The organism is Pseudoalteromonas sp. 1181_04, assembly GCF_052850545.1.
In genome coordinates, this window is record NZ_VXCS01000003.1 from 140,622 (window position 1) to 152,698 (window position 12,077).

Annotated in this window: 9 protein-coding genes; 4 read left to right on the forward strand and 5 right to left on the reverse strand. The window is 40.2% G+C overall.

From position 1 onward, the window contains the following. Nucleotides 1–119: 119 nt before the first annotated feature. The gene (locus FW757_RS03365; protein WP_182718465.1) at nucleotides 120–818 is read left to right on the forward strand and encodes a hypothetical protein; all 699 of its coding nucleotides are present in this window, start codon (nucleotides 120–122) and stop codon (nucleotides 816–818) included. A 2-nt stretch (nucleotides 819–820) separates the two neighbouring features. Here FW757_RS03365 and FW757_RS03370 read toward each other — a convergent pair whose 3' ends face one another. Continuing rightward, on the reverse strand, nucleotides 821–1,537 hold the full coding sequence (locus tag FW757_RS03370; protein WP_182718466.1) for an SIMPL domain-containing protein: 717 nt from the start codon (nucleotides 1,535–1,537) through the stop codon (nucleotides 821–823). Nucleotides 1,538–1,707: 170 nt separating this feature from the next. On the opposite strand from FW757_RS03370, the gene FW757_RS03375 reads away from it, so the two are divergent. Beyond that, the gene (locus tag FW757_RS03375; protein ID WP_446440857.1) at nucleotides 1,708–4,383 is read left to right on the forward strand and encodes a bifunctional acetate--CoA ligase family protein/GNAT family N-acetyltransferase; all 2,676 of its coding nucleotides are present in this window, start codon (nucleotides 1,708–1,710) and stop codon (nucleotides 4,381–4,383) included. 4 nt (nucleotides 4,384–4,387) lie between these two features. Further along, nucleotides 4,388–5,347 (forward strand): ion transporter, encoded by a 960-nt coding sequence (locus FW757_RS03380; protein WP_446440858.1) that lies wholly within the window; start codon nucleotides 4,388–4,390, stop codon nucleotides 5,345–5,347. A 451-nt stretch (nucleotides 5,348–5,798) separates the two neighbouring features. On the opposite strand, the gene FW757_RS03385 is transcribed toward FW757_RS03380, so the two are convergent. From FW757_RS03385 to FW757_RS03395, 3 genes are read right to left on the reverse strand one after another with little or no spacing between them, the layout of a single operon-like run. Then, a complete protein-coding gene (locus FW757_RS03385; protein ID WP_446440859.1) occupies nucleotides 5,799–10,307 on the reverse strand; it encodes an EAL domain-containing protein in 4,509 nt (1,502 codons plus the stop codon). Between the two features lie 38 nt (nucleotides 10,308–10,345). Then, nucleotides 10,346–10,750: a GNAT family N-acetyltransferase gene (locus FW757_RS03390; protein ID WP_149981284.1), complete on the reverse strand. Its 405-nt coding sequence runs from the start codon at nucleotides 10,748–10,750 to the stop codon at nucleotides 10,346–10,348. After that, entirely contained in the window at nucleotides 10,750–10,953 is a 204-nt protein-coding gene (locus FW757_RS03395) for a DUF3283 family protein (RefSeq protein WP_064667173.1), read from the reverse strand. The genes FW757_RS03390 and FW757_RS03395 overlap by 1 nt, the downstream gene beginning before the upstream one ends. 214 nt (nucleotides 10,954–11,167) lie before the next feature. Between FW757_RS03395 and FW757_RS03400 the strand changes: the two genes are divergently transcribed. Then, nucleotides 11,168–11,785 (forward strand): transporter substrate-binding domain-containing protein, encoded by a 618-nt coding sequence (locus FW757_RS03400; RefSeq protein ID WP_149981285.1) that lies wholly within the window; start codon nucleotides 11,168–11,170, stop codon nucleotides 11,783–11,785. On the opposite strand, the gene FW757_RS03405 is transcribed toward FW757_RS03400, so the two are convergent. Beyond that, nucleotides 11,782–12,027, reverse strand: a complete 246-nt coding sequence (locus FW757_RS03405) for a DUF1289 domain-containing protein (protein WP_149981286.1) — start codon at nucleotides 12,025–12,027, stop codon at nucleotides 11,782–11,784. The genes FW757_RS03400 and FW757_RS03405 overlap by 4 nt on opposite strands. Between the last annotated feature and the right edge of the window lie 50 nt (nucleotides 12,028–12,077).

Consider the following 12,077-nt stretch of genomic DNA (forward strand, 5'->3'; position numbering starts at 1 on the left):
TATACAAAGGCCGTATCTACGGCCTTTTTTATTGCCTGAAAGATAGATAAACACTTGACCAACAAGTGCTTTACGCTAGGATAAAGCACTTGATATACACGTAACGTATAGGATTAACAATGGATACATGTATCAGTCAACTAAACCAACAGATGCAGCAGCATCAGTTGCAAGCCATTGTTGATAGCTTTGCCAGTTTATCTGCAATACAACAAGCCATGCAGTTACAGCACTTATATAGCAGTGCGCAACGCATGAGTGTAAAATATACTTATCTGCAAAATATCGCCACACGCATATTAACTCAACACTCGCTACCAACAGCCATCATCAGTCAGCTAAATAATACCGACCAATTAAGTTTTTTTACCCCTGGTCTAAAGTTCAATCATGGTTTTACACAACAAAACCAACAGCAGCAAAATGTATTGCACCGCTTATTTAGCGAGTGTAGTGAGGCTAAATTACCGTTTAATTATGTACGTTCACTGATGCTATTTGAAAGTAACGAAAACTTGTTGCAAGCTTTAGCGCAAGTTAATGATATCGGGCTGACCCCAGTTGCAAGTTACATTGCAAACAATCCAGCCCAACACAGCTTACCAAAGCATGAATTTTCGGCCTTGCTGGCATTAATGGAAGTTGAGTTTAAACAAAATCAGGGCAATATAAACACTGCCGCATTCTTAAAAGCCTTACTCACGTTATCTCAAACAAGCCCAGACAAGCCACTCAGTGACTATAAAATACTGCTCAGTGGCGCTTACTTACGCTGTAAAACAGAACAAGTTGAGCGCTACCTTGTACAACATAAATAATATTAATCAGATAAATAATATTCAACGCTGGTTACAACTCGCACTTTTTTGATCTGCGGAGTGTTTGAATCGCGGTCGATTATACTAAACTGCCCTTGTCTTGCGGTGCGAATTTTACCTAGTTTTGACTGTGAGTCCTTGGCAAATTTTAATGCCACTTCGCGAGCTTTTTCGGTGGCTTCTTGCACCATTGCTGGTTTTATATCGTTTAGCCCAGAGAACAAATATTCAATGCGGGTTTCATAGTTATCTTGCACAATCGCAATACCTTGTTTGGCTAGCTGGCCCACCTTAGTTAAGGCGTTTTGCACTTTATCAGGCTGCTGCGAATACACGGTAATATTTGCGCGGGCAATATAGCGAAACTGTTGATTATCAGCGCCGTATTCGCGCGCTTGTTTATCAACAATTGATTGCCTACCTTGGCTGATCTCTTGTTCATCAAAGCCATGCAGTTTTAAAAAAGCGATCACTGCGGCATTTTTCTGCTCAACCCGTTCAACTAACTTTTCGAGGTCATTATCTGCATCACTAAATTGTACCGGCCAGATCACTGTATCAGCAGTTACTTCACGCTCTGCTAATCCTTTAACCTCAACCGTGCGTTCCATATTTTTTACATCAAGCGCTGCTGATTTTAAAATCCATCCGCAGCCAAGTATAGCGACACTCAATACAGCTGCGCCAAGCAACTGATAATATCCATTTGGTTTATTCATTTAATGATCCTTTGATAATAATCAATTATATGTGGTTATGATGCTCGAAAAATCAACCTAAACAGGTTACATTGAGCATATACTCAAACCACCTCAAGATGCGAGCGTCGTTAGCAAAAAGATTATATGCATCACCTCGCTAGAAAACAAATAACCCGCAAGGAAAGACCATGAGTGTAAAACGCATTAGTCAGTTTTTCAACCCGACTTCGGTTGCCGTGATTGGTGCATCGAATAACGTTTCCCGAGCAGGATTTGTAGTAATGCGCAACTTATTACAAGGCGGATTTAACGGCCCTATCATGCCAGTAAGCCCGACTAATAGCGCCGTACATGGCGTGTTGGCCTACCCGTCAATTGCGGCGCTACCGAAAATACCGGACCTTGCGGTTATTTGTACGAACAAACACACCCTACTTAATATCATTGCAGAGCTTGGAGAGTTTGGCTGTAAAAATGCGATTGTGATCGCAGCCGGACTCAATCATGAACAAAAAACAGCACTGCAAGAAGCCGCTAAACAAGCCAAAGTATCGTTACTTGGCCCTAATTGTTTGGGTTTGTTGATCCCTCATATTGGCCTCAATGCGAGTTTTTCTCACACTATCGCAAGCCCTGGTAAATTAGCGTTTATTTCACAGTCCGCAGCTGTGTGCTCCACTATTTTAGATTGGGCAAAACACAAAGAAATTGGCTTTTCATACTTTGTCTCTGTGGGTGATTGTTTAGATATCGACTTTGCTGAACTACTCGACTTTTTAGGTCGCGATGCAAAAACGAAGGCTATTTTGCTGTACATCGATAACATTGAGAATATCCGCAGCTTTATTTCAGCTGCTCGTGCCGCTGCGTTTAGTAAACCGGTGATCGCCATTAAAACCGGTAAAACAGCGGCTGGAGCGCTTGCTGCCGAAATTCACACTGGCGGCAAGCAAAGTTCAGATGCGGTGTATGACGCCCTCTTCCAACGCGCAGGTATGTTACGGGTAAATGATTTAACTGAACTGTTTGCTGCTACACAAACACTGGCCATGCATCCTAAATTATTAAAGGTGGAACAACTCACCATTTTAACCAATGGCGGCGGCCCCGGCGTAATGGCCGTTGATAGCTTATTACAAAGTTCTGGTAAGCTGACACAATTGAGTGAAGAAACCCGTGCGGCGCTCAATAAAGTGATCCCACAGTCGGATATGACCTCTAATCCGGTGGACATTTTTGGTGACTCAGTTCCGGCACGCTACCAACAAGCACTGGAAATTTTATTACATGCTAAGGAAGTAAAAAATCTACTGATCATTCATACGCCATCAGCCCTTGCGCCAAGTGAAGACTATGCATTAATTATCGCTGAAACGTTGAATAAACTACCGAAAATGGCGCGTCCTTATGTGATCACAAATTTTATGGGCGAAGATGCCGCCTATGCCGCCCGTCGCGTATGTAGCAACTACGGCATTCCTACTTATCGCACCCCTGAGGGCGCAGTACGCGCCTTTATGCACTTAGTAAGTTATCGCCGTAATCAAAAACATTTAACCCAAACTCCAGAGTCAAACACAGATGACGCTAAAATCAATAAACACGCAGCAAAAGCGCTCGTGAATGAATTTTTAGCAGAGCAGCAAAGCTATCTATCCACCCATCAAGCCAGCCAAATACTCGCTCACTATGGCGTTGAATGTATTCAAACCGAGGTCGCATACACACCAACAGAAGCAAAAGAACAAGCCATAGAGCTAGGCTTCCCGGTTGCACTGAAACTGATCAGCCCTAGCATTCCATCTAAATCAGAAGTCGGTGGCGTGGTACTTAACTTAAACGATGCACAAGAGGTTGAACAAACCGCCTTTGCCATGCTATTGAGAATAAAAAACACCTACCCTGATGCGATTATTGAAGGCTTTTCACTGCAAAAAATGGCACCTAGAGCTGGCGCCAATGAACTACGTATTGCGATAAAAACAGAACCGAATTTTGGTCCTGTAATACTTCTAGGAGAAGCCGGCACAGGTCTAGAGTTTGCTCAAGCAGCGGTTGCTTTACCACCTTTGAATATGAACTTAGCAAAATATTTAATTGCTGCGGCGCATGATAAAGGCGTGCTTAAAGATCGCATTTTGCCTGAGAAAGTTGATAAGTATCGCCTGTGTGCATTGCTTACGCGAATTTCACAACTGGTAATTGATCAACCCGATATAACTTCGCTTGAGTTAAATCCTATTTTAGCCAGTAATGGCCAGTTTTTGGTGCTTGATGCCACCATGACCCTGAGTCACTACCAAGTACAATCACATCGTAAACGCTTATCTATTCGCCCTTACCCAATTGAGCTGGTTAAACAAGTGACGCTTAAAAATAATACCCTTGCGACACTCAGACCAATAAAGCCAGAAGATGAACAAGCGCACCAAGAGTTTGATCTATCTCTCAGCAAAGAAGATCGCTACAAACGCTTTTTTGGCGAGCTGCCGCAGTTTAACCACGATCAACTCGCTAAAATGACACAAATTGACTACGATCGTGAAATGGCGTTTATTATCACTCAAGACAACGCAACGCTTGGCGTCTCTCGGGTGTTAATGGACCCTGATAAAGTGCATGCCGAATTTGCTATAGTAGTACGCTCAAACTGCCAAGGCCTTGGCTTAGGTGGCTTATTAATGCGCGCCGCTATTGAGTATTGTCAAAGCCAAGGCGTACAATTTATTGAGGGTATCACCCTGCCGGAAAATACCGGCATGATTGAATTAGCCCGAAAACTAGGCTTTAAGATCAGCCGCGACTTTGAAGAAGGCAGCATTAATATGGTACTTGCTTTAACTCCCAATAACACATACGGATAATAGCTTGAATAATTTACGTAAACGCACAGCGCTATTTTTTGAAGGTAATGGGGAGTACCGTAAGACTGGTCATTACATCGATATATTTCTAATATCGCTGATCATGATTAATGTAATTGCAATTGTGCTTGAATCCGTGGTCAGTTTGGCTCAGCAATATAAGTATGAATTTTTAATACTTGAGCTTGTCTCGGTTAGTATTTTTGCCATCGAGTATTTACTTCGCCTTTGGTCATGCGTAGAACGTGCCGAGTACAAAAGTCTAGACTGTGGTAATTTTCAACGCCGTTTAAAATATTTACTCTCTCCTTTAGCCTTAATTGATCTCATGGCAATCCTGCCCACGCTCTTAATGATGTTTATCACCTTTGATTTACGTTTTTTAAGAGTACTCAGACTCCTACGTGTTTTTAAGCTCACTCGTTACTCACGAGCAATGCAGCTACTTTTACAATCATTTCGTGATGAAAGCAGTTCGCTTTTGGCCGCATTCTTTATAATGGCAGTGGTGCTAATTTTAGCTTCCTGCGGAATTTATTTAATTGAACACGATATACAACCGGATAAATTTGGCTCCATTCCTGCGGCAATGTGGTGGGCAATGGCAACGCTGACCACTGTAGGTTATGGTGACGTTGTGCCAGTAACACCGCTAGGGCGTTTTTTTGGCGGCGTGATCACGTTACTGAGTATGGGAATGGTAGCAATACCCACCGGCTTATTAGCTTCGAGTTTCTCTGAACAGCTACGTAAGCGTAGGATCATGTTTAGTGATGCGGTGCATGAATATCTGCATGATGGCGAGCTAGATGGCAAACTAGATGATGTGCAACTGGAGCATCTAGAGAATTTGCGCTGTAAGCTTGGTTTAAGTAAGCAAGAAGCAAACAAAGCAATTAAGTCTCAACTTAGTGCGCGCACTAAAAACCTTTATTGTCGTCACTGCGGTGAACGCCAAGACTAGATATAGCTTCTAGTTAAAATTTCAACTGTTTAGGGCATCAACACCGCGATTGGTTTAATTGTAGTGTTGAGTCTCAAAAACGTTATGACTCAGCAAATAAAACCCAAGCTATAAAAAAGAAGAAAGCAAAGAAGACCATACCTTTTATATAGCCAGTATTTCGAACTTTAAGCCAAAATTCTCTTTGAGTTTTTTGCTCCGTATGACTGAGCAAATAATCACAATGCGGGCACCTGTTTCCTAAGTACATAATCAAATTACAATTAGGACATCTCGCTGATGGCTTAAATTCGGACATATCCATAATAGTAGGCTTCTCAGGCTTCATAACTTCCTTGATTCATAATAGTTATTTTTTTGCTAAAACAAGTTAAGCTTAAAAATTCAAAAAAGTAACCATTTATAAACTCGGCACTGATATTTTCACCATTTAATAAAACTCTAGCTAGCATTAGTCTTCATTCAACAACGACTGCCAGTCTTTATTTAATAATGCGCTTACATCATCACCTGGGATTGGTTTACTGAATAAATAGCCCTGAAATAAATTACAGCCTAAGTTGCGCAAAAAGGTAAGCTGCTGCTTAGTTTCAACGCCTTCTGCGACGCATTCTTTACCTAAGCTTTTCGCCAATGCAAGCGTTGACTGAATAATCGCTTCATCGTCACTATCTATACCAATATCTGTTACAAAACTGCGATCAATTTTCAGTACATCGATCGGAAAGCGCTTTAAATAAGTGAGTGAAGCATAACCTGTACCAAAGTCATCCATATATAAGCGACAACCTAGTTGCTTCAACTTTGACATGCTATTTAACGCTTGCGGTGAATCATGCATCAGCACTGATTCTGTAATTTCAAACACCACAGAGCTGGCTGATACATCAGCATTAATTAGCGCACTGCGAATTTCATCAACTAAATTTTTATACTCAAAATCCAGTGCAGACAGGTTAATAGACACATACAAGTCAGGCTTTTGAAACTGCCATTGTTTAAGTTCAATCAACGCTCTAGCTAAGGTTTGCAACATAATTTTTGTTATCAAACCGATACTCTCAGCAGCAAGCGCAAACTCTTGTGTTTCATAGCTGTTATTTTCTGGCCAACGCAGCAATACTTCCAGCCCTTCGGCCTGATGGGTTTTAGCATTAACAATTACTTGGTAATGATTACAAAACGCATGATTTTGGTAGGCTTGAGTTAATTGTGATTCTAAATGCAGAGAGCGTTGTACATGCTGGTTCATTTCTTGTTTATAAAATTGATAACAACCTTCCAAGCTCTTTTTCGAATGATACAGTGCAATATCAGCCGCTTTAATTAAACTTTTAGCACTGAGTGCATCATCAGGCGAAATCGCCACGCCAATACTTAAACTGACACTAATCGCTTGGTTGTTAATAATGATGTTGTCATTCAAGCTGGCCATCAACTTAACGCACAGTAAAACAACCTCTTCGATTTGTTGAATGCCCTCGACTAACAACATAAATTCATCACCGCTAAAACGGGCTACACTATCTTTGGCCTGTACACGCGATTTGATCCGCAGTGCCACCGCCTTTATTATCTCATCGGCAGCTTCATGCCCTAGTGAGTCATTAAAATACTTAAAGCGTTTGATATTAATATTGAGTAACGCAACTTTTAGGTTTTGGCCTTTAGCCTGTTCAAGTGCATGTTCAACTCGATCATTAAATAAAGTACGATTTGGTAACCCCGTTAAACTGTCGTAATTTGCTAATAAGAATAATTCATTCTCAGCTAACTTTTGGGCATTAATATCAGTCAGAATAACCACATAGCTTTCTAAGCGTTGCTCCGTATCAGCAACCGCACTAATTTTAATAAGCACATGACGCTGCTCGCCATTCGCCAAGCAAACAGTATCTTCTGCAGAAAAGTGCTCGCCAGCTTGCAACTCTTTCATTACACGTAAATAGTTAACTCTTACAGCACGACTTAATCCTAAGTGTAATGAGCAGCTAGAACGATAATCAACAGGAAAGTTAAATGCGCTCTGCAGTGCTTTGTTGGTAGCTAAAATACGTAAACTTTTATCTAGAATAAAGACCCAATCGCGGGTTTGCTCAAATGCTGCGCCAAATAAACGGGCATGTTCTTCAAACACTAATTCACGAGTCATATTAGTGTAAGTTCCAGCCACTTTCTCGGGTGTACTTCCTTGCCAGGCAACCACTTTGCCAAAGTCTTTATACCAGCGCCAATAGCCTAATTTATGGCGTAAACGATAGGTGCAGTTAAAATAGCCTTTTTCGGTGGATAAAAATTCTAACCACTCAATGCGAAAATTTTGTTTATCTTTAGGATGAATTTTTGCTAAATAATCATCTAAATTAACCGATTCAACATCATAACCTAACTCATTTTTAAGCCGTGGTTGATAAATTATTGGACTTGCAGATTGCCAATCCCACACCCCTGAACGACTGCCCTCCAATGCTAACTTTAAGCGCGCTTCACTTTCTTGGCTTTCTCTGTGAGCTGCTAATAATAATTGCTGGATTCGATTACGACGCATTATCCAAGCTGCTACTAATCCAAAAAATACCAGTGCGTAAAGCACTATAAACTGAGGTGCGCGCCATAGCGGGTATTTAACCACAATATCCAGCACTGCCGGTTGTGTGTAGTCGCCAGTAAGCGGATCTTTAGCCCAAATTTTTAGTTGGTATTTGCCGGGGTTAAGTTTTGGAAATAGCACTCGGTTATTATTACGGGTATAAGATTTTTGCCCATCAGAGAGTTGATACTCATAAATAATACGTTCCTGATAATTAAATGCCATTGCCGAAAAAGCGACTTCGAGACCGATATCGTCGTGCTCTAAGGTGATTGTTTTTATAGGTTGCTTAAGATCCGTAGATAATTCACGAGACATCAAATCAATGCTGGTTATATTTACGTGATCAATTAAACCATGCCTAGGGTGATTATCATTTGGGTAAAAATAACTAAACCCTTTTAACGTACCATAGACTATTTGGCCAGTTTTTAAACGCGTAAATGCACCACTATTAAACTCGGTAGAGACCAGTCCTTCTGAAGTTGTAAATTGCTGAAAGTGTTTATTTTCTGGATTTAATCGCCATATTCCTTTATGACTACTCATCCAGATCATTCCAGCATCATCTAACACCATATCGTACAATAAGGTGCCGAGCTTATTTTTATCTAAATCTATGGTATACAACAGCTTGTAATTCGATGCATCAAGACCAATTAAGCCAAAATTCGATAACGTGATCCACAGCACATTATTATTATCAACAATATAAGACATTACATTAACGGCTACATTTTCATGTTGCTGTGGCACTGTATAGATTTTTGTTAAAGCAAATGAGTTTGGATCAACCTGATAAAGCACCCCTGCATTATAAAATAACGGGGAGTCAGATTTGGTAGATAAAGGCGGTAAGAAACCATAAGCTAAAAACGGTTCAAATTTTTCAAATTCACCACCTAAAGGAGTGATCTTTTGGCTGTCGATATTATAAACAAACATGCCATGATCAGAATGAACATAAAATAATTCACCATTTGGCATCAATACCGAGCCATGTACCCACCCTGTGATCAGGTGTTGCTGGCTTGGGTCGGCTGTTGTCGCTGGAAAAATTTCATAGCTATGCGGATCAAAACTAAAAATCCCGCGATTAGTACGCAGCCACAATTTATCTTTATAAGGAGAAATAGCGTAGATATTAAATTCAGTGGTAAATAAATCAGCTTGATAATCTTTTAAAAACACTTGTCCTTGATTAGTTTTTAAATCAACCGCAGTTAAACCATTATGAGTTGCTAACCAGAGTTTATCTTCATACTCGGTTATGCCCCAAATAGAAGGGTGCGATAAACCATCACCGGAGAGCATGCTGGCATTAACATTTTCAAAATGATAATTATCATAAGGTAAATAAAATGCCCCATCACTTTTAGTAGCTGTCCACATAGCGCCGTTATTATCTTTGACAATATCGATAACACTTGGATCTGCCAGTGAGTATTTACTTTCTTTTACTCTATTATTTTTAGTCAGCTCACCGGTATTCAAATCGAGACTAAATAAACCTTTATCGGTGCCTAAATCAAGCACCCCATGGTCATTTATTATTTTCCAAATATTAAGATCGTTCAATATGGTTTTATTTTTAAAAGGCACATCTGGGCGCTCAAACATACTCGGTAAATCACTAATATCAACTTGATATAAACCACGTACGGCCCCCACTAACAGTTGCTCATTTTCGCCTATTGCAAACGACTTTATATAATTTTGATATACATGGTCTGGCTCGGTGCTTAAATGCTCTAATTTTCGGTATTGCCCAGTTGCTATATGATAGACATATGCGCCAGTACTGGCGGCAATAAAGATATAACCTTTGTAATGTAATAAATCGCGGATCACGGTATTACGAGTGCGCTCTGGTAATTCAAAAATAGTCTCAATTTGGCCCGTCGCTAAATCAAGGCGAGCAAAATCCCAACCGCGACCAATCCATAATGACTTATTATCGGTGGCAACCATACTAAATACGGACTGACTTAAAACTTGCTCTTCAGTGGTAGGTTTTGATAAAAATTGTTGGTAACTATCGGTACTTGGATCATAGCGAAATAGCCCTGCAACTAACGACGCAATCCAAATATAACCATCAGGGTCTTGATATATAAGGTCAATAATTGCTTCATCTAGTTCACCATTAGGCCCTGCAATATGTACAACCTGATAGCCATCGTAACGATTTAAGCCCCCTTCCGTCGCTAACCAAAGATAGCCGCTTTTATCTATCAACATGGTACTGACATAGCTTTGTGATAAACCTTCACTTGGCGATAAACGTTTTACTTGCGCCATAGCAACTTGGCTAGCAACAACTGAGGCGGCTAACAAAAAGAATATACTAGCCTTAAACCATTGACCCATTTAAATTTCCACGTAGTTGTTTTAACTAATTATTTTAACTAGCACTGCATAGCTACGATATTTCGTTGCTGATAGACAGTAAAGAGTGTATCCAAAGGTGACGGCAATGTTAACACAAAGTTAAACCCAATTGATTGATAAAAATCAGCTAAATGCGTATAAGCAAATGTATAAACGAGTGAGTTTTGGTTAGATAAGGTATGTATTAGTAGCTGTTTGGCAAGTCCTTGACCACGCCAAGCAGGTGCAACCAGCAAGGTAGACAAAAACAAATAATCACTGCGATTTTGAATTCTGCATGCCGCGACAATAACTAAGTCATGATAAACAACCCACACTTGATCTTGTCTGGTTGCCCGACCTCGGGCTTTATATTGGCTGTAAAACTTATTCACTAAGGGGGTTTTAATTGGCTCTAGGCATTCAAAACGCAATGCCGTCATTAACTTTGCATCGTCGCTAAATATTGTTCAAATTGCTGCTTCAAAAACATCTGCTCTGCCACTGGGCGACTATGAATTGTATTGTATATTTGCTCACGAGTACTCTTACCACGCTTTATTTGATAAGCCCAAAACGATGCCTCGTAATCCAATTGAATTTGATATTTTTGTTCACGAGGTAGTAAGCATAAGTTAAACGACATAAATTACCAGTTATTACTAATCATATTAATGCCCAGAGTATAACAAACATTTGCCTAAAAGAGTCACGGCTAAACTTGCGCTTTTTAGCTTTTAAACGTAGATTGGTGGCGTTTTTAGTCCTAATATGGAAACGCTGTGATTAAGTGCTTTTTTTCTCTCATAGTGCTCTGTTATTTACTAACGCCACTGAGCACTATAGCAAACACACAACATATGCTATTTAATCGCCCAGCCGATACCCCACAGGCTCGCTATGTTATTGAGCTGATGACCCTTGCATATAAAGAACTTGGCTATGATGTACATATTATTGACTTTAATCACCAAAGCGCTTTATCTGCAGCGAACAATGGCACGCTTGATGGCCAATTAGGGCGAGTGGCCAGTATCAGTCAACAATATCAAAACTTGCATCCGGTTAACTTTGCGCTATTTGAGTTTAACCTTGTGCTATTAAAAAACTGCCAGCAATGTACATTTGAGCAGCTAGACAATATCGCCATTCAAGTTGGTTATCCTGCAGCGCAGAGTTACCTTAACGAACACCCTTTTATTGGTGACATTATTAAGGTGAAAAGCGTCACTGCTCAACTTAATTTACTCACTCAAGGTAAAGTACAAGGTGTAATTTTACTCGACTTTTTATTATCGACTAAACACCCTCAGTTTAATATTAAGCAATTTCAAACTGAAGTACTGGCACCGATAAAAAGCTTTCACTTTTTGCATTCACGCCATAGCGCGTTAATACCTAAGCTTGAAGAGCAACTGCATAAACTCAATGAAAATGGCACAATTCGTTTACTCAGGGCTAAACATCATCTTGATTAAAAACCAAAATCCCCCTGCTCAGGTACTGCTGGCTTAGCGCCAAGTGCTTGGCGTTTTTGCAAGTAACGCTTATAACGTTGTTGACACAAACTGATGACTTGCTTTTTTTCTACGTTTGAAAATGAATTCCAACCAAAGCGCTCCTCCCGACTTCGGTAGCAGCCTTTACAATAGCCTCGGTTATTTACCTCGCAAATGTCTTTGCAAGGACTTGGAATTTCAAAAATTTCAATTTGTTGCATAGCAAACATCAGTCAATATACACAACTTTAGTATAGCCCGTTTTTTAAAC